Annotated in this window: 10 protein-coding genes; 6 read left to right on the top strand and 4 right to left on the bottom strand. The window is 42.9% G+C overall.

From position 1 onward, the window contains the following. Positions 1-102 precede the first annotated feature (102 nt). The 5 genes from H6G05_RS19820 (at position 103) to H6G05_RS19800 (ending at position 11,745) form a co-directional block, all read left to right on the top strand. Positions 103-1,170 (top strand): tetratricopeptide repeat protein, encoded by a 1,068-nt coding sequence (locus tag H6G05_RS19820; RefSeq protein ID WP_190580706.1) that lies wholly within the window; start codon positions 103-105, stop codon positions 1,168-1,170. 36 nt (positions 1,171-1,206) lie between these two features. Continuing rightward, the gene (locus H6G05_RS19815) at positions 1,207-2,706 is read left to right on the top strand and encodes a tetratricopeptide repeat protein (protein ID WP_190580704.1); all 1,500 of its coding nucleotides are present in this window, start codon (positions 1,207-1,209) and stop codon (positions 2,704-2,706) included. A 102-nt stretch (positions 2,707-2,808) separates the two neighbouring features. Further along, entirely contained in the window at positions 2,809-5,421 is a 2,613-nt protein-coding gene (locus H6G05_RS19810) for a CHAT domain-containing protein (protein WP_190580701.1), read from the top strand. A 217-nt stretch (positions 5,422-5,638) separates the two neighbouring features. Continuing rightward, the gene (locus H6G05_RS19805; protein WP_190580699.1) at positions 5,639-7,828 is read left to right on the top strand and encodes a caspase family protein; all 2,190 of its coding nucleotides are present in this window, start codon (positions 5,639-5,641) and stop codon (positions 7,826-7,828) included. Positions 7,829-8,172: 344 nt separating this feature from the next. After that, positions 8,173-11,745 carry a CHAT domain-containing protein gene (locus H6G05_RS19800; protein ID WP_190580697.1) on the top strand — a complete coding sequence of 1,191 codons (3,573 nt, stop codon included), beginning with the start codon at positions 8,173-8,175 and terminating at the stop codon, positions 11,743-11,745. Between the two features lie 164 nt (positions 11,746-11,909). Here H6G05_RS19800 and H6G05_RS19795 read toward each other — a convergent pair whose 3' ends face one another. Beyond that, positions 11,910-14,072, bottom strand: coding sequence for a S8 family peptidase (locus H6G05_RS19795; RefSeq protein ID WP_190580695.1), 2,163 nt, complete (start codon positions 14,070-14,072; stop codon positions 11,910-11,912). Positions 14,073-14,437: 365 nt separating this feature from the next. Here H6G05_RS19795 and H6G05_RS19790 point away from each other — a divergent pair, with 365 nt between their 5' ends. Further along, a complete protein-coding gene (locus tag H6G05_RS19790) occupies positions 14,438-17,536 on the top strand; it encodes a CHAT domain-containing protein (RefSeq protein WP_190580693.1) in 3,099 nt (1,032 codons plus the stop codon). 64 nt (positions 17,537-17,600) lie between these two features. Here H6G05_RS19790 and H6G05_RS19785 read toward each other — a convergent pair whose 3' ends face one another. From H6G05_RS19785 to H6G05_RS19775, 3 genes are read right to left on the bottom strand one after another with little or no spacing between them, the layout of a single operon-like run. Continuing rightward, complete coding sequence (locus H6G05_RS19785; RefSeq protein ID WP_190580691.1) at positions 17,601-19,013, bottom strand: transglutaminase domain-containing protein; 1,413 nt, start codon at positions 19,011-19,013, stop codon at positions 17,601-17,603. Positions 19,014-19,015: 2 nt separating this feature from the next. Continuing rightward, the gene (locus H6G05_RS19780) at positions 19,016-19,336 is read right to left on the bottom strand and encodes a hypothetical protein (RefSeq protein WP_190580689.1); all 321 of its coding nucleotides are present in this window, start codon (positions 19,334-19,336) and stop codon (positions 19,016-19,018) included. Positions 19,337-19,391: 55 nt separating this feature from the next. Then, entirely contained in the window at positions 19,392-24,869 is a 5,478-nt protein-coding gene (locus H6G05_RS19775) for a DEAD/DEAH box helicase (RefSeq protein ID WP_190580687.1), read from the bottom strand. Positions 24,870-24,878: the final 9 nt, after the last annotated feature.

Below are 24,878 nucleotides of genomic sequence, written 5' to 3'. Positions count from 1 at the left end.
ATTGTCAATACTGGAAAAAGAAAAGGCTTTTCCGCTTTTGAGTCCATTCTTATCGCTTTGAATCCTCTCAAATCATTGTTTGCTATAGGTTGAGCAATTACCTTGGATGAGAAACTTATCCAACTCAAACTAAGTGGCATTGCAGTACCAGACCGCAGATATTACACCTATACCATTCAGAATATTGGTGACAGCTATTCATCCAGAAAAGCTTATATCAAAGCCATAGAATCCTATACTAAAAGCATAAAGAGAGCTTCTGATTTATTAGATAGAGAGCAAGTTCAATACAAAAATGATGTTTATGAAACCATAGCTCAACTTTACCTTAAAACAGCTTTGTTATATAAGAGTATGGGAAATCAATCTCAGGCTGATGATGCTCTCAATAATGCGTTGGACTATTATTCCAGACTTGGCGTTGATAGAGAATACAACAATTTATCAACTGCTGAGTTTTTGACAAAGGGGAAAATTTATACTGATGATAGATTGGAAAACCTTACGGTACTTGCAATAGCAAAAAATTCAGAAGAGTTGATACAACGGGCTATTAAAGCTCGGATAGCAGAAAACCACGGTTATGGTGGACGTATAGGTGATGCCTACAGTGTTGTTGCAAATTACAAGATGGCTATTCAATATTATGAACAAGCGATCAAAAGGGAAACTGAGTCAAGGTTATCACGAAAACAAATCGATAATAGGTGGCGCATAGAAATTTATCGTAAGTTGGCTAGGGCTTATGCAGGTATTGGGGATGTGTCCACAAGTTTAAAATATTATTTGCTAGCTTATGAGAGTTACTTGATAGTTTTTGAACAAACAAGCCAGCATGTCATTGCTAACGAATCACGTTGGAGAGAACATAGGGAAAAATTATACAGAATCATCGGGAGACAACCTCATACTTTATCTTCTTCTGATAGCGTAGGACTGTTAGTAGAGATTGGCAACCTTTACAAGCAGATCGGTGAAGTTGATAAAGCTATAGCTTTTTATAATAAAGCTCAAACCATATTAAACAAATCTCATGCTGCTCGTGGTGGATGGGGTGGTGGTACTCCGACGGCTTCCATTCTTTCTGATGAAGATGACCTTGGTAAGTTACTTGCTGATACTTCCAAAGAACGGAAGCCAGAAACAACTAATCAGACGGAGAAAAAGTAGATGATGGGTAGGAGTTTAGGGCTAGTGCTGTGGTTTATGGTAGTTGAGTTAGCAATCTCTATGTACCCTGCCAACATTGTGTTGGCAGAGGAGACAACGGCTAAAAAATCTACTTACCGAAAGATGAGAGAACAAGAGTTGGATAAGCTATTAAGGCTAATAGACTATAGGGGTAGGCTCACACTTGTGGAGCATGAAAAAATCAATCGACAAATTTTGGCAATCTATAAAGGTCTTGGAGATCTCAAGGGTGAAGTAAAAACATTAGTTAGCCTTGCTTATCTAGATGCTCGGAGATATCGCCATAGCAGAGCTATTAATACTTTGCGGCAAGCACTAAAATTAGCAAGAGCATCTGGTGATATCAAATTTGAGTTTGAAATAATGTCTCATCGTATGAGTCTTGAAAATATTGTCAAAAATCGTTTAATTCCAGGGGATATGCCTGTATATGAATACTTAATTAAACGAGATTCTAACTCAGATGACATAGAGGCAAGAGTAGAGTATCTATTTGAACATAAGAATTTTTGTGCAGAAGATTATTTCTGCACAACATCAGGGTATGGGAGTATAGGTGATGCTTATGTTTACAAAAAGCTATATCCCAGAGCAATTGAGTTCTATAAGAAAGGAATTCTAAAACTCCGTAAAATTAGCTCAGAAAGAGAACCGAGAACGAGCATACTGCTCTTAAAAATGGGGCTCGCACATAAACTCATGGGGAATGAAGCAGAAGCTTTGATTTATCTAAATGAAGCACTTGTTTATTATGAAAAAACACTTGATTTAATAATCAATGGATTAAAACAAGGCAAAAAAATGGGATATTTAGGTGTATTTGAAGATCTTAAAGAATTTACTGTAATAGCAGCAGCTAAGGGTTCCAATCAACTATTAGAAAAGGTTCTTTATACTCAGAAGTTACTTCGTGATTCCTTGATTGATGAAAAAACAGGAACTGTTTCTTTACACTTAGATGTAGATATGGGAAGTGCCTATGAAGATACAGGCGATGCATATTCAGAAGTTGGTAACTACAAAGTTGCTATGATGTACTATCAAAAAGCCATTGACTATTATTCGCAAGTTAAGCCCCCTAAAGATGAAAATGATAAGCATAGTTTTCTGAGAAATGTATTTCTGATCAAACATAAGATAGCTAGAACTTATGTGCGGCTTGGCGATGAAGCTAATGCTCTAATTGCTTATGAAGATCTATTGAAATTTGGTGAAATAAGAGCGAACTTAGTAAAAAAAGAAGAAAGAGATTCTTATAGACCAAGCTTCTTCTTTTATCCAGGATTCTTGATAGATATTGGGAACTTTTATGCAAGTAGAGGCGATCGCCAAAAAGCCATGAACTTCTATAAGCAAGCTGATTATGTATCAGGGACGGAATGGCTTGGTGGAGGCTATGGAGGTGGTAGTGGTAGTGTTTCCATAATATCTGATGAAGACGATCTGGATAAGCTACTTCCTTCTCCTTCCACAGAGAGTAAATCAGATTCTACTACTCAAGAGCAAAAAAAGTAACCTCAAATGCTTATAAGAATAGCTACAACAATTTTCCTGCTTGCGCTCTGTCAATCAGTATTGGCTCAGAATTTGACTGATCAAACAAGGATAAAACTTGTTGTGACTCAAAAAGCTACTGCTGAATCTCTCCTTAGAGAAGGCTTGCAAAAATATCGCAACAGACAATATCAAGAAGCTCTAAAACTCTATCAAGATGCCTTACAAATTTTTAAAGAACAAAAGAACCGATTGTCTGAAAAAGCAGTTCTTCAAAAGATTGGAGTAACTTACAATAAACTAGGAAAGTATGAAGATGCGATTAAGTATTTGCAGCAAGCAATTATCTTAACAAAAGAAATGGGCGATCGCACAGGTGAAGCAAGTATTCTCAACGATATCGGTGGAACCTACCAACTAAAAGGAAGTTTTCTAGAAGCATTACAAACATTCCAACAAGCTTTAGCCATTCGTAGAGAGGTAAATGATAGAGTTGGAGAAGGACGTACCCTCAGTAATATTGGAGCCATTTACGATGCCCTCGGCAAATATCCTGAAGCGATCGCCTCACATCAACAAGCACTCACCATTTTTGAACAACAGAATCACCGTCAAGGCATTGCCGCCGTTCTCAATAATATTGGCTTAGTGCAATCTAATCTCGGTAAATATAATCTAGCGATCGAGCTTTATCAAAAGTCACTTGTTGTTAGAAAAGAAATAGGCGATCGCATTGGTGAAGGTCAAACCTTACATAACATTGGTTATATTTATTCCATCCTTAATCAAAATCAAAAAGCTATAGAATATTATCAAAGATCATTATCTATACGCCGTGACATCAAAGATCAACCAGGCGAAGCAATTACTCTCAATAATCTTGGCTATCTATATTCTCAAACTCAACCAATAAAAGCAATTCCATTTCTTCAGCAAGCTTTAGTTCTATTTCAGCAATTAGGAGATCAATCAGGTGAAAGCAATACCCTCGATAGTCTTGGCATTGCTCATCAAAAACTCGGTAAATTCTCAACTGCCTTAAACTTTTACCAGCAAGCATTAGCTATTTTCAACAAAATAGGCGATCGTAGTAATCAAGGAAAAACTCTCAACAACATAGGCGAATTATTTGTCAAACTCAAACGCCCCGAACTAGCTATTCTCTTTTACAAACAATCAATCAACATCCGCGAAGCGATCCGTAAAGACATCAGTAAACTCGATAAAGACATCCAAAAGTCCTATTTAGCCACCGTCGAGAAAACCTATCGTAACCTCGCCGACCTGCTACTCAAACAAGACCGCATCCTCGAAGCCCAACAAGTCCTCGACCTCCTCAAAGTCGAAGAACTCAACGAATACCTCCGTACCCCCACCCGCAGCAGCCAAACCGAACAAGGAACAGAACTGCGAAATCAAGAAAAAACCTTCATCGCCCTTGCCCTTGAACTCGACGAACTACAAAAACGCAAACTCGCTAATAACATTACCGCCGCCGAACAAGAACGGCTAAACAAACTCGTCAAATATGAGCAAGAGCAACAAAATCAATTCATCGCCTTTCTCGATAGCGATCCCGTCCAAACCCTAGTCGAAGAACTGCGCCTCAAGGAAAGACAACAAAACGTTGATATTACCAACAACTTTCAAAACCTTCGCACCGATATTCTCAGCAAATATCCCAATGCTGTTCTCCTCTATCCCCTCATCCTTGACGATCGCCTCGAATTAATTCTAGTTACCGCCAAAACCACACCGATCCGTCGCACCATCAACATCAAACGAGAAAAACTCAATCAAGAAATTACTGATTTTCTCGCAGGACTCAGAGACTCAGGTTCAGAAGATGTCAAAAAACCTGCACAGCAAATGTATACATGGCTAATCAAACCCTTTGAAACAGAACTAGCCGAACTAAAAATCGACACAATCATCTATGCTCCCGATGGACAATTACGCTATATTCCCCTCGCAGCCCTCCATGATGGCAAACAATGGCTCATCGAAAAATATCGCGTCAACAACATCACCGCCGCATCCCTGACGAAGTTTAATAAACCGCCTATTTCTACACCCAAGATCTTTGCAGGAGCCTTTGGCAACGTCAATAAACAAGGCTTCTCAGGATTACCCGCCACGATCACCGAAGTCAAGAAAATACGAGATCGCTTTCCCAATACCACCACCCTTATCGAAACTGCCTTTACTAAGGAATTAACCACCACTAACTCTAATTCCTACACCATTCTCCATCTGGCTACCCACGGACAACTCTCCACTGGTGACCCCAAAGATTCCTTCATCATCTTTGGCGATGGCGAAAAAGCGACCATCTCCGATATTCGCAGATGGTCATTAACCAATGTCGATTTAGTCGTTTTGAGTGCCTGTCAGTCGGGACTAGGAGCCAAGTTAGGATCGGGAGTTGAGATTCTTGGCTTAGGCTATCAAATGCAAGCCGCTGGAGCCAGAGTTGCGATCGCCTCTCTCTGGAAAGTCGATGATGCTGGTACGCAAGCACTAATGGAAGCATTTTATGACGAACTCAAAAAAGGCGATGTCTCTGTTGTTGAAGCTTTGCGAAGGGCGCAGATTGCGATGATTAATAGCGATAAAAAGGGAACAGATAGTAGCGATCGCGCTGGCGTTAGAATCGTGGGAACAGTGCCAAATTCCTCGACATTATCCCATCCATATTATTGGTCGGCATTTTTTGCGATCGGGAATGGTTTGTAAAGTTAAAGTCTAAATTAATCGCCCCCTAGCCCCCAATTCTGGGGGACTTTGAAAGATTCTTATTTTCTTGTTTCCCCAGAATTGGGAGATTTAGGGGGCTTAGTCACAACATAGATTTAAAAAGAAAACCTATATTTCTTGCAAAATGCATATCCTCGGATAAGCTGAAAGCTATAGATCGATTGAGCAACATCAAAACAGTTAAGGAGCATCAGTCATGACACAGATCAAACGTCGTCAGTTTTTGCAATTTGGTGGATCAGCGATCGCCGCGATGGGTATGAGCCAATTTGACCTACTGAACATGGGCGATCGCTATGGCAAAGTCCTTGCCCAAAACACACCCCGCAAACTTGCCCTCCTGATTGGAGCTAATGCCTATCCCGATGCGCCTCTATATGGCTGTGTCACCGACACCGAACTGCAATATCAACTCCTTGTCCATCGCTTTGGCTTCAATCCTAAAGACATCCTCATCGTCAATGATAATACTGCGATCAAACCCACTCGCGAAGGTATCCTCCAATCCTTTGAAGAACACTTAATCAAGCAAGCGAAAGCAGGCGATGTCGTCGTTTTCCATTATTCAGGACATGGCTCACGGGTAAAAGACCTCGATACCGCCGATGGATTAAATAGCACCTTTGTACCTATCGATCGCACCGTCAAGCAAGTTGGCAACAATTTTGAAGTGTCAGACATCATGGGACGTACTCTATTCCTGTTAATGTCAGCGATCAAGACTGATAATTTCACCGCCGTACTCGATAGCTGTCACTCAGGCGGCGGCAAGCGCGGCAACTCACGGATTAGAGCCATCACTCGGACTAATATTACTGGTTCCAATGATATTCCTAGTCAAATGGAACTGGAATATCAAAAGCAATGGCTAGGCAAATTGCGCCTGTCATCCGAAGAATTTAAACTTCGCCGTCTGGCGATCGCCAAAGGTACAGTCATCGCCTCCGCTAACCGTAGCCAATTCGCCATTGATGCTAGTTTTTCTGGGTTTAGTGCAGGAGCCTTTACCTACTACATGACCAAATATCTCTGGCAGCAAACAGGCGATACCTATCTCACCAGTGCGATCGCTGATATTTCCTTGCGGACTACTCGTGACCATGACCAAGATCCAGAGGTGGAGTGCAAAGCTACCTGTAAGGCAGGAGATACTGATAATAAAGCGCTGTTTTATAATCTGCCATCGGCAGTACCATCCGCTGAAGCGGCGATCATCAAAGTAGAAGGTAAACAAGCTACTTTCTGGATGGGCGGCATTGATGCAAATAATGCTCTTGGTAAAGATAGTATCTTTGCGATCGTCGATAAGAAGGATGGAAAATCCTTGGCAACATTACGCCTAGATGAGCGAAATGGATTAACGGCTAAAGGAACTTTTATCGATGGAGATACTAGCGCCATCAAAGAGGGAGCGCTCTTGCGGGAAGAAGTGCGTGGTATTCCCAACGATTTGAGCTTGAATATTGGTATCGATCCTTCACTGGGTAATGTGGCGAATATTCAGAAAGCATTGCAAGGAATTAATCGGATTAAAACTGTGGAATTGGGAACAGGTGAAGTTGACTTCATTCTCGGTAAAGTGGAAGAAAGCGATCGCCCCAGATTACAGCGATCGCTTACTAATGTCCCTGCATTAGCTAGCATCGGTTTATTCTCTCCATCCAAAGAACGGGCAATCGACGACTCCTTTGGTATTGCGGGTGAATCTCCTGAAGTGGCGATCGGGCGTTTAAAATCAAAGTTTAAACTTTTGCTAGCCAGTAAGGTGTTGCAGTCTCTACTAAATCCGCGATCGTCGAAGTTGAATGTCCAAGTGAACATTCATCCCGTTGGTCGGGCAGGACAACCGTTTGGGAGAGCGGGGACAAGTCGCAGTAGCAATACGATTGCTACGAAAGCGATCGACTTCTCGCAAAAGGTCAAACCTGGTACAAATCTGCAAGTCAGCATCAAAAACAGCGAAAGACAGGATCTCTATGTGGGTGTTTTAGCGATCAGTTCTAGTGGTGATTTGATGCTGTTATATCCATTAGATTATAGTGCGGCTGAAGATGCTGCTTTACTGAAGTCAGGTGATACTTTGCAAGTGCCTAGAGCAGGTCGCGATAAATTTGATTTTGAGGTGTATGGTTCATCGAATACGTTTGATATTCTGGTGTTGGCAAGTGTGCAGCCATTGCGTAATGCTCTCAAGGGTTTGAATAAAATCCGAGGAGAGCGCGGTGTAGCAAGAACAGTAGATGATCCAGAGGACATGATTAATGGTTTGCTGGGCGATCTGACGAATGCAACGCGAACTGCGGGTATTAATATCAAAAGGAGAGATGTCAGCACGATGGATATGAATACGTTGGCAGCTCTATCGGTGACGATTCGGGTGGAATAGAAAAAAGTTGAGATCTCCGACTTTTTCCTATTCCATCATAAGGGATTTGTAAATTTACAACAAAAGTCGGAGATCTGTGCATCCTCTACTTTCACCAAATTATTTAAGTTTAGGACATATGTTCTTAAGGGCTTTACATTTGCGCTACTATGCCTAAACTCACTACCACAATATCGATCTGCAAATGCAAAGCCCTCTTCGCAATTAACAGGCGATCGCTATACTGAGAGGTTTGGGCAAAGCATTCCCATTTAATGATTTTGGCTAAACGGATAAATATCTGTGGGAATGCTTTGCCCCTATGAGAACTATATTTTTGATAGCGAAATTTTGTAAGTAAATGGATGTTTACAGCTATGCGTAATCAGTTGGGATCGGTGGTAATTGCTTTGGTGTTGGGTTGTTTGCCTGTGCAGATGATATTTTGTGAGGTTGGCTGGGCACAAACAGAAAGAGATCGGAAAGTCGAAGCATATAAGTTAAACGAGTTGGGAATTCAGTTATTAAACAAAGGTCAATTAAAAGATGCTTTGGTAAAATTCGGGCAAGTTCTAGATATTTATATAGAGATTAAAGATCGCTCTAGTGAAGGAACAGCCCTCAACAATATCGGTGGAATTTACGAAGATCTCGGACAGTATGTCAAAGCCCTAGAGTATTATCAGAGAGCCTTAGCTATTAAAAAACAAGTTGGCAAGCGCTCTGAAGAAGGAACAATCATTAATAATATTGGGGTAGTTTACAAAAAGCTTGGACAATATGTCAAAGCTCTAGAGTATTATCAGCAACTCTTAGCTTTCAGAAAAGAAGTAGGCAATCGTTCGGGAGAAGGGATAACTCTCCACAATATAGGCTGGATTTACGACAATCTTGGGAAGTATCCCAATGCTCTAGAGTATTACCAACAATCCCTTACGATCAGCAAAGAAGTTGGTGATCGTAAGGGAGAAGGAAGCACCCTAACTGGCATTGGCTTAGTTTACTCCAATCTAGGAAAGTATCCTAAAGCTCTAGAGTATTACCAGCAAGCCATTACGATCAGCAAAGAAGTTGGTGATCGTAAGGGAGAAGGAGCTACTCTCACCAATATTGGAGCAGTTTACGATAAACTTGGACAATATCCCAAGGCTCTAGAGTATTACCAGCAAGCCCTTGCGATTATGAAAGAAGTTGACAATCGTTCTGGAGAAGGATCGACTCTACTTGGTATTGGCTTAGTTTATTCCAATCTAGGACAATATCCTAAGGCTCTAGAGTATTACCAACAAGCCTTAGCTATCAAAAAACAAATTGGAGATCGCTCTGGAGAAGGTTCTACACTCAGCAATATTGGTATTGTTTATAACAATCTTGGAAAGTATCCCAAATCTCTAGAATATTATCAGCAAGCGCTGGCGATTGTAAAAGAAATAGGTGATCGTTCTAAAGAAACAGCATCTCTCAATAATATTGGTAGTGTTTACAAAGACTTTGGAAAGTATCCTGAAGCTCTAGAGTATTACCAACAAGCGCTAGCGATCGCAAAAGAAATTGGTGACAGCTATGGAGAAGGAACGATTCTCGGCAATATTAGTGGAGTTTACAAAGACCTTGGAAATTATCCTAAAGCCCTAGAGTATTCCAAGCAAGCCCTAACAATCAAAAAAGAAATTGGCGACCGCTCTGGAGAAGGGACATCCTTAGTTGGTATAGGCGAGATTTATTTCTATCTCGGACAGTATACCCAAGCCTTAAATTATATCCAGCAATCTCTTGAAATCATTAAAAGAATTGGAGATCGTTCTGGAGAAGGTAGAACTCTTAACAGTATCGGAGCGATTTACGGTAGCATTGGACAATATGTTAAAGCCCTAGAGTATTATCAGCAATCTCTTGTAATTAGAAAAGAAATTGGTAATCGTTCTGGTGAAGGTTCAACTCTTAACAATATAGGGGTGATTTATATCTTCCTCGGACAGTATTCTCAAGCTTTAAACTATATCCAGCAAGCCCTTACGATTAATAAAGAAATTGGCGATCGCTCTGGAGAAGGAACATCTCTCAACAATATCGGTGGCGTTTACTATAAACTCGGACAATATTCAGAAACTCTAGAGTATTACCAGCAAGCACTTGCGATTAATAAAGAAATTGGTAATCGCTCTGGAGAAGGAACATCTCTCAGTAATATTGGTGGCGTTTACCAAAATCTTGGACAGTATATAAAAGCCCTCGATTATTACCAGAAATCACTTTCGATTAGCAAAGAGATTGGAGATCTATCTGGAGAAGGGATAGTCTTTAGTAATGTCGGCTTGGTTTACAATAAGCTTGAACAATATCTTAAAGCTCTAGAATATTATCAAAACTCTCTCTTGATTTTAGAGAAAACTGGCGATCTCGCTGGCGTAGGAATAACGCTCAACAATATTGGCTATACCTTAAATTCTCAATCACAGATAGAATTGGCTATTCTTTTCTTCAAAAAATCAGTTAAAGTAAAAGAATCTATTCGTAAAGACATCAAAAAACTTAGTAAAGAAGAACAACAATCTTTTACGCGCACTGTTGTTAATACTTACCGAGATTTAGCTAATCTCTTACTCAAACAAGGACGAGTTACCGAAGCCTTACAAGTCCTCGACCTCCTTAAAATTCAAGAACTTGATGACTATCTCAAAAATGTGAAAGGGAATAACACAACTGAAAAAGGAATTGAACTATTAGCACCAGAAAAAGCAATTAGCGACCAGCTATCATCACTCAGTTTAGACAAAATCCCTGAACTCAATCAACAACTCGCCAGTCAGCTTCAACAACTGCCAAAATCTGAAATCAACAAAGTTCCTCCATACTTCCAAAACATCCCCCAAGGCGCAGTCCTAATTTATCCCTTTATTCTTGAAGACCGCCTCGAACTAATCATCTACTCGCCCAACACCCTACCCATCAATCGCACCTTTCCCATTAAAAAGGAAGAACTCCAACAACTAGTAACTGACTTTCGCCGCGATCTGCAAGGCAATGGTTCTGAAAACATTAAAATCTCAAGCAAAAAACTATACGACCTCATCATCAAACCTATCGAAGCTGAACTCCAACAGTCCAACGCCACGACTATTCTCTATGCTCCCGATGGATTGCTACGCTATATTCCCCTCGCCGCCCTCTATGATGGCAAACAATATCTAATCGAGAAATACCGCATTAATAACCTCATCGCCTATAGCCTCTTTGACCAGAATCGCAAAGCTCAAACTAATCCCAGCATCTTTGCAGGAGCCTATGGCAATAGCAATCAAAGACTCGTATCTGGCTTTAGTCAACTACCCGCCACCATTCCCGAAGTCGATAGTATTCAAACCACATTTGCTAATACCACCAAGATTACTGAAAAAGATTTCACAGCCCAAGCCAGTAAAGATAAAGCGGTTGGTAATTCCATTATTCATCTTGCCACTCATGCTAGTTTTAGATCGGGTAGTCCTCTTGATTCCTATGTATTGTTTGGTGATGGTAGCAAGGCAACGATATTTGACATTAGCGAATGGAATTTAAAGGATGTAAATTTGTTTGTACTTAGTGCTTGTCAAACAGGATTAGGTACTTCTGCCAATGGAGCCGAAATACTTGGCTTTGGCTATCAAGTCCAAAGAGCAGGAGCAAAAGCATCGATCGCTTCTCTTTGGGAAGTATCAGATGGTGGTACACAATTGTTGATGCAAGCTTTTTATTCGCAAATTAAGCAGGGCAATATATCAACATCAGAGGCTTTACGACAGGCTCAGATTGCGATGATCAAGAGTGACAAGAGGGTGGAGGGTAGCGATCGCGCTGCTGGTATTAAGATTGTCGGTACATTACCCAATAACCCAGATGGAAAATTATCTCATCCCTACTACTGGTCAGCATTTATCTTGATTGGCAATGGATTGTAAATTCGCCCCCTAGCCCCCAATTCTGGGGGAACAAGAAAATAAAATTCTTTCAAAGTCCCCCAGAATTGGGGGATTTAGGGGGCTTGAAAAATCAAAACGTAGACAGTAATACTTGGATCAAACTCCAAAGAGAAAAAGGCGGCGCGATGCGCCGCCTTCTTCTTTTACTGGACAGCTTTGACTGCTGCCTCGGCATTGACTAACCCACTGCCAAAGTAATACTGCTTCGCCGAAATCGGTGTGGGTGCGGTGTAAATCCCTGACGGACGCACAAAGGGAAAGTCTTTCACCGTACTAAAGCCGATCGCAGCTTGCAAACGGTACTTATTCGCATCAGATGAAGAGATTTCCAAACCTTCATAACTAGAAGTGCGCTTGAGAATTGCAATCAGATTTTCGCGATTAATATTTGCATTCTCACCACGCATCAGCGCCACTACTCCCGCTACATTGGGCGCAGAAAAAGAAGTTCCCTGTACGCGCACATATTTACCCAAAGGATCGAGTGCAGGTTCCCATGTGTATTTTGGAGCATCCGCCTTTTCCCAAAAGCCCGAAACCCATGTACCGCCAGTGGTGAGAATACCACCTAATGCATTTTGATTGGTTTCACCACCAGGAGCAACCACATCCAAACGACCACCAAAACTACTGTAAAAAGAACGATTGCCACTAATATTTGTGGAGCCGACAGACAAAACCCCTGGAATCGCGGAAGGGAAACCGACACCATCAAGGCTCTCATTACCTGCGGAGGCAACAATCACCAAGTTAGGGTTGTTGTCTAGGATTTGGAAGATTTGGTCGGTGAGTTCCTGATCGGGAAGCAGACCACCAAGGCTCATGTTGATCACCTGTGCGCCGCGATCGCTGGCATAGCCAACTGCCTCAACCAGATTAGTGTTAGAAATCTCGCCATTTAAGCCAAATACCCGCACTGGTAAAATCTTAGCCTTGGGTGCAACGCCAAAAACGCCTTCACCGTTTTTAGAGTGGGCAGCAATGACTCCCGCCGACCATGTGCCATGAAACTCGGAAGCGATATCACCACGAATATAGTTGCGAATGATCGTGGCGATCGCCGCCTCAGAACTTTTAGGATTCCTTGATTTGAGCATCCGTGCCCATAGTTCGTAACGTTTGTTCAATTGGGCATTCGACAGTTGAAAGGTACTCTGGAAATCAGCCCGCAATTTCGCGACTTCTTCTTTGCTGATGCGCGTATCAGGATCGCCGCCATTCTTACCAGTGAAGTCCCAACCGATCACTTCATTGGGAAGCTTATCTTTAGCATTTGCGGTGTTGTAAACATTGTCAATCAAATCGGGATGATCCCACTGGATCAGACTATCGATGACCGCAACGACAACTCCATCCCCACCCTTACTGTTTTTCCATGCTTCTGTAGCGCGAAGATCGATGCGTGATGAATAGTTACCGCGCTGGGGTGTGCTGTTGAGATGCCATTGCAGAGGTAATAGATTGCTAAAGAATGTACCGTTATTGGCGAGAACATAGCGCGATCGCAGTTTTTGGAGATACTGAGACGCATCAGATTCTTGAGAGAAGTTGATTTTGCCTGCGCGTTGCTCTTGGAATTTATAGGAGAGTGTCTGCACAAAGTTAGGTGTTGCCGATTTCACGCCTGTGATGCCATTGAGTTGATTGGAGGCGGTGAGAATATCAGTTCCCATCACCGCTCTTGATCTCACGATGTAACGGTTTTGGGTAAACCGAAGCGGACGCACAATTTGTAAGTTGTTGCGATTGAGAATCAGTTGAATTTGGCTAGAGGTGAGTTTCGGCTCAAAGCTGACGGTAATTTCATTAGGAAGAACGATCGCTTCGCTATTGTCTTGACCATCATTGCGATTGAGGACAGGCAGTGTCGATGCAACATAGAATCTGGTTTCGGCTTTGCGAGTAATTTCCTCACGTTCTTGTTCACTGGTTTCCGCAGAAAATTCGATCAGGGCATAGCGATCGCCAATTGCTTTAACTTCGATTTCAGGTTTGGCGGATTGGGGAGTAAGGGTGAGTTCGCGGGTGTTACCTCCTCTCAGATCACGCTGGAGCATTTCACTAAAGGAACTGCCGCGTGGTATTCCTTGGGTGGTATTAAAAGCAACTGCGATCGCGTTGTCGCGCTGACGTAGGGAGATTTTTTGTCCGTAGTAGAGGTAATAAAGCTCGCTGTCGTTTTTGGCGGTTGAGGTGGTTTCTTGGGCTTGGATAGGTGCGATCGCTTGTTTGGTAATTTCGATGGGAAGGATGGCGGTTGTCCAGAGGCATCCTGCAAAGCAAAGGCTAGATATGATCCGTTTCATCGTTGATGTTCCTCACTGGGTTTCGTCAGTTTATCTCTCTGAGCTTTGGGAGCATATGCAAAAAACAAATAAATTCATCTTTAACGATACCCTTCTTCGCTCTGGTTGATAAATTTTGGCTGCGTTGTGGGGGTTGGGCGAAGCATTACCGTTTGATGATTGGGGCGATATGCGTGAATGGTTGCGGTAATGCTTCGCACCTACTGTAATTTTTTCCTTTGCCTTGAAAACTGCATATGGTCGGGTGACGAAATATCTAGATATTGGTAAGTTTGATAGTACTCGGTCGAGGCGATGTGATTATGTGCAAGGCAATCTCTAGTAATATGTCTGGAAATCAGCAACCTGTGAGGAGAATCGCGAAGATGAGTCTGAAATCGTTTAGTTTTGGATCGCTGACTGTCCTTGCAACGTTAATTTTAACCATTACCCCAATTCCTTTTTCTGAAATTTATTTTCTAGAGTCAGTTGCTGCTCAAACAACCAAAGACCGCAAAGCAGAAGCAGATCGGCTAATCCAGCAAGGGCTTCAGTTATATCGAACCAGTCGCTATCGAGAAGCGATTCAAGTATTTGATTCGGCTCTAGGGATCTATCGCGAGATTAAAGATCGCAATGGTGAAGCAACATCACTTCTTGGACTGGGATTACAATACGACAATCTTGGACAGTATCAGAAAGCCATTGATTTCTACCAGCAATCCTTAGCGATTCAAAAGCAAATCGGCGATCGCAATGGTGAAGCAACGTCTCTCAATAATCTGGGACTTGCATACAACTATCTCGGACAGTACCAGAAAGCAATTGATTTCTATCAGCAATCCTTAGCAATTAAAAAGCAAATCGGCGATCGCAATGGTGAAGCAACGTCTCTCAATAATCTGGGACTTGCATACAACTATCTCGGACAGTACCAGAAAGCAATTGATTTCTATCAGCAATCCTTAGCAATTAAAAAGCAAATCGGCGATCGCAATGGTGAAGCAACATCTCTCAATAATCTGGGTCTTGCATATAACAAGCTCGGACAGTACCAGAAAGCGATTGATTTCTACCAGCAATCCTTAGCGATTCAAAAGCAAATCGGCGATCGCAATGGTGAAGCAACGTCACTTAGTAATCTGGGTAAAGCTTATAGCTATCTCGGACAGTATCAAAAAGCAATTGATTTACATCAGCAATCCTTAGCAATCCGAAAGCAAATCGGCGATCGCAATGGTGAAGCAGTATCACTTGGTAGTCTGGGATTTGCATACAACTATCTCGGACAGTATCAGAAAGCAATTGATTTCTTTCAACAATCCTTAGCAATCCAAAAGCAAATCGGTGATCGTAATGGTGAAGCTACGTTACTCAATAATCTTGGAGAAGTATATAGAAGTTTCGGACAGTATCAGAGAGCTATTAATTTCTATCAACAATCCCTAACGATCAAAAAGCAAATTGGCGATCGCATTGGAAAGGCACAATCATTTAATAATTTGGGTGCTGCATACATAAATCTTGGACAGTATCAAAAAGCAATTGATTTCTTTCAGCAATCCTTAGCAACCTTCAAGCAAATCGGCGATCACAATGGTGAAGCAAGGTCTCTCAATAATCTGGGTCTTGCATACAACAATCTCGGACAGTACCAGAAAGCGATTGATTTCTATCAGCAATCCTTAGCAACCTTCAAGCAAATCGGCGATCGCAATGGTGAAGCAACGTCTCTCAATAATCTGGGTCTTGCATACAACAATCTCGGACAGTACCAGAAAGCAATTGATTTCTACCAGCAATCCTTAGTCATCTTCAAGCAAATCGGCGATCGCAGCACTGAAGGAATAACGCTGAGTAATTTAGGATATCTATTCGCTCAACAAAAACAACCCGAACTCGCGATTCTCTTTTACAAACAATCCGTCAATGTGCGCGAAACCATTCGCAAAGATATCACAGGACTCAGCCAAACAGAACAAAAATCCTACCTCGCCACCATCGAAAAAGACTATCGCGCCCTCGCCGACTTACTTCTCAAACAAGACCGCATCCTCGAAGCCCAACAAATCCTCGACCTCCTCAAAGTCCAAGAACTCAGCGACTACTTCCGCTCCGCCGAAGTTGGTGACAGCGCCAAAAAAGCCGACTATCAACTACCCGAACAAAACATCATCGCCCTCGGCAACGAACTCGCCAAACTCCAACAACTCGACACCCTCACCAAAGAACAAGAACAAAGACTTGCCTACCTAACAAATCAAGAAAGCGATCGCAACGCCCAATTCAACGCCTTCCTCAATAGCCCCGAAGTCCAAAAACAAATCAAACAACTCACCCTCGAAAAAGCCAAAAACGTCGATCTTGAAGAATACAACAGACTACGGGCAAGCCTTGCCGAAATCAAAAATGCCGTCGTCTTCTATCCACTCATCCTCGAAGATCGCCTCGAACTAATCCTGATCACCGCCAACACCGCCCCCATCCGCAAAACCGTCAAAATCAAACGAGAAGACCTCAACAAAGACATCTCCGACTTTCTCAGCAACCTACGCGATCCCTCCTCCGCCGATGTCCAAGCCGACGGACAAAAACTCTATAACTACCTGCTCAAACCCTTTGAGAAAGAACTAAAAGATGCAAACATCCAAACCATCATCTATTCCCCCGATGGACAACTGCGCTATATTCCTATCGCCGCCCTCCATGACGGCAACCAATGGCTAATCGAACGCTATCGCATCAACAACATCACCGCTAGCTCCCTCACCAACCTCCGACCCCGCACCTACAAACCACCCAAAGTCCTCGCCGCCGCCGCCACCAATAGCCAAAACATCAAACTCGGCGATCGCTCCATTCCCTTCGGAGCCTTACCCGCCACCAAAACCGAAGTCGAAGCGATCGCCACCCTACTACCCAACACCACCACCTTCATCGATCAACAATTCAACAAAGCCGCCACCGTCCCCAATATGCAGCGCAATAACATCGTCCATTTAGCCACCCACGGCTACTTTGCGATCGGCAAACCTGAAGACTCATTTATAGTCTTTGGCGACGGAGACAAAGCCACTATCTCTGATATTGGAAATTGGTCATTAACCAACGTCGCCTTAGTCGTACTCAGTGCCTGTGAAACCGCGATCGGCGGTAAACTTGGCAATGGCATCGAGATTCTCGGCTTAGGCTATCAGATTCAAAATCGTGGTGCAGGTGCAGCGATCGCCTCACTCTGGAAAGTCAGTGACAATGGCACAAGCGAACTCATGCAAGCCCTATACAAAAACCTCAGCCAGAAAAACATTTCCTCATCTGAGGCACTGCGTCAAGCGCAGATCGCCATGATTCGCAGTAATAAGAAAGGCAATAGTAGCGATCGGGCTGGTGTCAGAATCGTGGGAACAGTGCCAACTAACCAAGAGACACAACTCTCTCATCCCTTTTACTGGTCAGCCTTCATCTTGATTGGAAATGGACTGTAAAGTAGCGATCGCGCATTATGTTACAAATAATTTTTCTCCTATGCACTTGCTATAGCAAGTGCAGCTAAGTTTTATTGAACTCTAGCCTCCCCACATACCTGAAATTGCCTTCAGCCTCGGTTGAAGTAAATAAACTGACCTCATAGCTTCCAGAACTAGGAAGCGGACAAGAAATTTGGCTATCCTGAACAGGTTGACCACAATTCTGAGCATCATTACTACCTTTAGGTCTGTAACTAGCCAAGATCCAGCGTTTCTGAGGGTTGGCAAGATTAATCACGGCATTGGTATTCGTATCAACTTGCGATCGCCGTGGACTAATCAATGACAGTCCATCGGCAAAAAATTTGGGACGCATCATCGGCTGACGTAGAAACTCACCTTGGTTAATTGGGTTAGAGCGTAATTGCCATGCTGGATCTTTTGGGAAATGGGTAATGCCAATTACTTCTGGTGGTGGCATGAGATATTCGGTGCGATAGTTTTTGATAAAGCCTTTCTCACGGCTAACATAGCCACTATCCCAAGTCGGATCGATTAAGTACCACTGACCATTAACCTTAACCCCATTCCACGCATGACCTTGACCGCTTAAATCGCTAGTCTGGGTACGAGCATCACCAACTACATAGACAATCTCTACTCCCGCCGCTTTACCTAGTGCTTCTAGCAACTGTGCATAACCCGCACAAACTGATTTACGAGTGCGAAACACTGTCTCCGCATCCTGTGGCGGATATACACCAGCAAAGTATGACTCAGCATCATAGGCAATGCGATCGGCAACATAGTCATGTAAGGCTTTCACCCGCAAAACTGGATCAGTTTCTTTACTGACAATGTACTTAGCAACAGAATCAATGCTTGTCTCCACATTGGCTGGCATATTGGCGATCGCTGGATGTAAACCCTGTCCATCCCATGCCCATGCATTTTTACTAGGTTTAAGGTCAACTGGTTTCTGATTAGGTTGTGGTTCTGGCTTGATCTTGTTACTACCATCGTCATATTGCTCATAGGGATTTTTGTTAAAGGCGTTGTAAAGCCACTCTAAACCTCCTGCGATTTTGAAGAGGCTTTGTCGCGTGACTTCTACATGTTGCCCTTGCATCCCCCCTAGCATCCAGTCCCCCCTTGTTGAAAGAGCTATAAAACTAGTACTTGGTTGCCATGCTAATAATGCAATGATCGCAATTAGATTAATCACCAAAGTTCTTATAGTTAGGCGATCGCCCCAAGTTAATGTCTGTTCCCCTGACTTGCCCAATTTACGCCGCTTGTGGCTTGACCATAGCTCCCATAGCAGAGGCAAGACTGGAAACAGAAATATCCCTGCGATGACAGATAGCAAAGTGGAACGATTAGAGAATGCTGCAAGGGAAGATGCAAGCCATACGCCTAGAACGGGTGTCAAATATATACAAGCATAGATTCCCAGCTTTAAGATTGTCCCAATCAACTTCAATAACAGATTCATAACTACTCCAAACACTCAGCGATTGCATTCAACTCAGCTATTCCTCGAACTAAGCGATCGCGCAAAGCATCGTCAAGCTTGGGATTTTGCAATGCTACCTCTTGGATGGCGGCTAACCACTGTGCGATCGGGACATGGCTAACGGCGGCGCGTAATCCCATGTTTGTAAGGATTGCTAGGTAAAAGCCTTTGAAATCCTCTGGGTCGCCGTAGTCATAGAAGCCGTCCCATAGCTCTAGTTTTTCGGGTGTGTAGGCTTCGTACTGCTCGAAGGTGATTGGTGTGCGATCGCTTTGAGGTTGGGGGAGAGGAGGTTGTGTCATTGAAATCAGTCCGTTTGTTAATTTGAAATTAGTTGTTAAGTAAGGAATATAAAAACTAGTGCAACTCTAAGCCTTTTATCTCTGAACGCCAGTCTTGGTCATAGCGAAGAGTTATCACATAAAAATTTGCTGTGTCTCTTAGATTGGCGCGATCGCGCCGATCTTTTTTTCGTTGTTCGGGAGAGTCGTGAACGGAACCGTCACAGAAAACAGCAATTTTCTCATTTAAGTAAACGAAGTCAGGTTTGATATTTGCTTCTTCAATGAAGTATTGGGCTGCATCAGGTAACTTGTAATGCTGGTCGTAAATTTCCTGAAGAACTTGTCTTTCAAAATCGGAGTTTGGATCTGTTTGGGAAAGAAGGGCTTGATATTGTTCTTCTCTGCTGATATTTGAAGAATGACGCTCGATTAGACTAGTTGTTAACTTATCCAAGTAGTCATGAATTAGATGGCGATCGAGCAAGGCATGATCCAATTGGTTACTATAGGACAATAGACATTCATAACAAGCTTTAATGCAATCAGGCTTATCTTGATCTTCGGTAAAGTGGCAAATATCTAGAGCCTCTCTAGCAATGCGTTGGAATGCTTGAGGATCGCCAATAATTTGAGATAGAACACCCGCACCACCTTCCGCAGCTTCCCAGAATAATAGATATTTACCATTGCCAAGACGTTCGGAAGACAACTCATTTTCTTCGAGCATATATACCGCTTGAATTGCTCTTTCCAAGGCATATTGCAAAGTAGCGAGAAATGCATCCTGATTGTCCTTGGGTATATTCTGAGGTTGGATTACGAGAATATTGGAGGTTTCTTGTACCTTTAGGAGAACTTGGTTATGGGGTAAATCTTCAGGGTTAGTAACTTGATTTCCTGCTGCTTGATCTCCTTTAAAATCGCCCCATTCACCTGTTTTAGGATTTAGCTTGAAGCCAATCTCTTCACGGTTATTTTTTAATCCTCGATTGACGCGCCATAAATTGGCAGTTTCTCCATAACTAAGTTCTATCAAGCATTCTGTAGATTTCTCGCTTTGGACTAAGACTTTAGCAACCTCTCGTTTGTTTGTGGCATAGCGAAAGTGGGTAGTCATCGTATAGCCATATTTTAGGCGTTCTTCTTCGTCACAGGTAATGCGTTGACGGCGTTTGGTTGATTCCGTATTCATTTCCAGTAAACGTATAGTTTTGGCATTTAATCTACCTTTATCCTCAAGTTTTGCGCCGCAGTTCTCACAGGTTTCTCTATTCTTAAAGGCATCTTGTCCTTCATGGAAGTAGCCACAGGAATAGCAAAAAGCAGCCTGTGTATATTCATCTTGAATGCCACCAACAGATATTTTGGTTTTAGCAATTTGGAATTTACTGCCTTCGTAATAGACAATATTTGAGGGTGCAAACTCACGGATGGCAACATTGCGAGGGCGCGAAATAAATCTCCCGCCATCAAAAGGAATATAAGTGCGAATAGGACGACGGGGGAAGTTGTATCCAGGGAGAAAGCCTTCCGTAGCAAAGTATCGGTAGGGGGAAAACTCCTGTTCTGATAAGTTGCGATTTTGGTTACTAGTTGCCCCTATTAATAAGTTTATTTGCCTTTTGGCTTCATTCTCTAGATTCTCTGCATTGTCTCTCTCGGCATTGCTAATTCCACCTGCGGCAAAGCGATCGCTAATCTTTCTGGCTTCTTCCCTTTGCTTGACTGCGGCAGCATATAGCTCTCGCCAACGTTGGCAAGCACGGTCGAAGGCATTAGGGGCATCTTCAAGGGTACGGCGTATCCAGTTGTCATTGTACCAACTAGCACGATTAATATCGGCTTGACAGAATTGATCGGCTAGGACTTCTCGAACAGATTCAATGCATCTATGTAAGCGATCGCCTGTACTTGTAGATTGAAATCTGGCTCGAATATCATCATTCAAAGGGTAATTTGGCGCATCCATGTTTAGTAACTGATTCATAGAATTTTGCAAATCAACACCAGTTTGTGCCAACCAAATCGCATAAACATGAGACTGCATGAGATCTTGGTTTGCAAGTTCTAGTTTGGGAGGCTCAACTACCCCTGAAACCATTTGTCCTTGACGTTGGTAGAAATACTGATCATGTCCACTGCCAACGGAGGCGTAGCTAATCACGAGGGCTTCTTGATTGCTCCGTCCCGCCCGTCCACTACGCTGAGCATAGTTAGCGGGACTAGGAGGGATATTTCGCATATGCACAACATTGAGGTCAGAGATATCAATCCCTAGCTCCATCGTTGGCGAGCAGAATAGAGCCGCAATTTTACCATTTCTAAAGTCTTCTTCTCGCTTGGCGCGGTTTTCATTAGTGACTTGTCCTGTATGCTCCCGACCTTCCAGATTTTTAATACCGCTTGTGTTTCTTGTGTATAGGGTTTGGAAAAATTTATTGGTGTTAGTTTGGTTAGTAGTGCTACCTTGGAGCCGCTTGGTAGTGAGTAAGCTAACAGGAATTTGATCTAAGTTGACAGCGTGCCATTCAATTTTAGCGAGACGAAGCTGCACGGTCTTAGCATCTCCAGACAGAAATCCTGAAGCCCGTAAAGCTGCAATTAATTTTTCTAGTAATTCTTGATAGGCTGGCTCTGAGAGTGATTCAGTTAACCATGACCATGCAGCACTGCTACTCAGAAACCTTCCGAATCGACTGCGTTTACTCAGGGGGATCGTCTCCTGTGTATTTGATTTTGTATTTGATTTGCTAAATGATTTGCTTTTTGCTTTGCTAGTTGAACTAGTATCATCCTTATCCTTGATGAAGATTGCCGATTTTGCTTTGTAGAGATTTTCATCTAGTTCAAATTTCCAACGATCGCTAATAGATTGAGTAACTGCTTTGTATAGGCGTTCTACTCGTTCTACATCTAATAGGTCGGCATCGATCGCTAGTTCGCGCCGCAATAAATCGAGAAGTTCCTTAATTGCAATAAAGCGCTCTTGAGGTGAGGCTTTACTGAGGATAGGATGATCAATGGTCTGCCATAGTCCTTCATCATTACAAGTTTCTCTTAATCCTTGATATTGGATTTCTAGTAAGCCACATTGTTCTAAATTCGGTTGTAATAATCGCCAGCCGCGTCGTAGGTCTTCGTAAAGTCGATATTCCAATAGGTCTCGAAAAACTCGCTCATTTCTTTTACTGGTATCAAATGGGGCTGGTTCTCTAGCGTATTCCTCTTCGGGCAAATTCATTTCCTTGAATACAGCTTGAGCCAGCGCCTCATGAGTAAGTAGTTTGGCTTTAGCCAAAGCTGCACATAGAGACGATCGCAGAAATGTAGTTTGCACAAAGTCATTGAAATGTCCTGCTTGCAATGAAGCATCTTGACGATTATCGGTAAAGCTCAGAACTTTAGCAGCATGATTATTTTCACCGAGACTTGCCTTAAGTTCTTCAACAGTGGAAAGACAGAGCAAAGTGGTGGCACTGCTGCGCCCTTCACTGCTAAGTCGAGAGAGTTTGGTAAACTCGGCTTTGCGTCCATCATGCAGAATTTCACAGTTGAGGCAAAAGCGAAAAGGTTTTTTGACAAACCAACAGGGAATACCTTCGGTTAATTTATCGGTAATCGTTCCATTGGATAGAATCCGCAGCTTTTGCGGAATGCGATCAATATATTTTTGTTGGGGTTCCCGTCCACCTCTTTTGGTGACCTTAAACCAACTATCAGGTAAGCGATCGCAATCTTCGTCACTCCATAAATCAGGCTCATCAAGAGTGATATAGCCTTCTTGAATTTCGGTGTTATCGGGGTCAAAGTCTATCGCGTTGGGGAGTAGCGGCGTAATTTTATGATTTTCGCGATCGCAACGCACCATGTAGTAATCATGTCCACATTCGCGACAAAAGACGATCGGGAACAGCAAGCGATCGCCTGTGGTGCTGTATTGTCCGTCAAGGGTAAGGTATCGCTGATCTTTTGGCTCAATCGTGGCATAGACACTGCCGCCTTGTGAGATGAACTGATGCAGTCTAAAAGTTAAACCTTGTTTATGGTCTTTAATGCGGCTGCCCCATAGTAATACATCTGTAAGTTTTTGTTCGCATTCAGAGACTAGATGTCCTGTCAGTTCAGCGAGTTGCTTTGCACCAGTAGAGATGGCGATGGGAGTACGACGAATCAAATGTCCATTGTCATCTTTTAGCCCAAAATTCATCTCAATCCAAGCAGGGAGAGGATGTTGGCGAAAGAGCGTTAGATCCGTTAGAGAATCTGATGGTTCGGGTAAGGGATTAGCGATCGCCACTTTTAGTTCCGCAAGGTCAGGCTCATGGCGATCGATGGAACGTTTGAGGGTTTCATCAATCACATGATTGGGTTTTACCTCAGAGCCAAAAAGTTTACTGGCGACATCTGAGATCGTCTTGCGGATATCATGGCGATCACCTTGGGTAGACATGGTGGCGCTTGTGCCGATGTAGATCAGCTTTTGACCGCACCGTTGCTTCAGTTTACGAATCAGCATTGCTACATCTGCGCCTTGACGACCGCGATAGGTGTGCAACTCATCGAGGACAAGAAATTTTAAATTTGGGGATTTGACAAACTTTGCTTCATGGGTACGCGAAAGCATCAGTTCGAGCATTACATAGTTCGTGAGCAGGATTTGAGGTGGATCGTTTTGGATGGCGATCTTTTGAGCTTGGCTTTCCTGACCCGTATATTTTTCAACGCGAATATGGGTGTCTGGAACATTTTTGAGAAACTTTCTTAACTCTTCCTCTTGGGAATTAATTAAGGCATTCATGGGATATACCAAAATCGCCCTAACGCCTGTTTGGTCAGGATTACGGATTAGGTCATCGAAAATTGGGACGATGTAAGTTAAGCTTTTGCCCGATCCTGTACCTGTGGTGACAACGTAGTTTTCTTGACGATGGGCAATTTCAAAGGCTTGTTCTTGGTGGTAGCGAAAATGAAAGGGTTGTCCTTTATCAGTGCGGAAATATTGGGAACAGTCAGGATGTAAGATGCCTGCGGCAATGAGTTCGCTGGTGGTTCGTCCTTTTTGATATTCGGGAGTTAGTTGCAGGAGTGGTGGTGTCCAGAGATGTCCATCGTTTAACTCCTGTTCGACAAATTCCTTGAGTCGCGGATCGGCGATTTTGAGAAAGCTTTCGATGTAGCTGCGATATTCATTGATGATGCGATCGCGTTGAGCAAAGATGTTGAGAGATGGAGTGGAGGGAGAATCGTTAAGATTAATAATTTGATTACTAACTTTAACGACTGGCTTATTTTGAAACCAATTAAGTAATTTCTCTGCCAGAGAATCGCTCATAGTCGCAGGATCGAGGGATTCACCGAGTTGTGTGAAGTCCCATTTTTCACGGATTTCTCCAAAGAGAATTTGCAATTGAGACTCATTAATATCTGCGGCTTCGACTCCTGAGCAGTCGATCGCCACATTCCCATCGACAATCATGCCCGCAAAATTATGTAACACGGCTTCAGGCTTTTGGATCAGGTTTTGCAGTTGTAAAGAGAGTTTTGAGGACATGATTTTAAT

This window comes from Phormidium tenue FACHB-1050 (assembly GCF_014696925.1).
GTDB lineage: Bacteria > Cyanobacteriota > Cyanobacteriia > Pseudanabaenales > Pseudanabaenaceae > Pseudanabaena.
This window is presented reverse-complemented; position numbering and strand designations above follow the sequence as displayed.